This is a genomic window from Bradyrhizobium sp. PRIMUS42, from assembly GCF_023006515.1.
GTDB lineage: Bacteria > Pseudomonadota > Alphaproteobacteria > Rhizobiales > Xanthobacteraceae > Bradyrhizobium.
Map to the genome: position 1 here is coordinate 1 of NZ_JALBGZ010001663.1, position 256 is coordinate 256.

Here is a 256-nt window from a genome sequence, read left to right on the forward strand (position 1 = left end):
GTTTCAGCCGGCTCAGGTCCGAGCCTATGCCAAATTCCATTTACAGCGGGCCAAGAACGACAAGATCGATGCCGCTATCATCGCCGCCTGCACCGCAGCGGTGCGGAAGATACATGCCGCTCCCGATCCTCGGTTGCTGCCTTTTGCCGAGCAACTGACAATGATCGATCAGATCGGCGAGGATATCGCGCGCCTCAAGAACAGGATCGAGAGTTGCCGGAATGAGACGATTAATAAGCTCTGGCAAGAGGATATC

General features: G+C 55.5%; 1 protein-coding gene. It reads right to left on the reverse strand.

Going from position 1 to position 256, the window contains the following annotated elements; all coding sequences use genetic code 11:
* Positions 1-40 precede the first annotated feature (40 nt).
* The coding region (locus tag MOV75_RS42185; protein ID WP_247008795.1) for a hypothetical protein at positions 41-256 on the reverse strand (216 nt) is incomplete at its 5' end.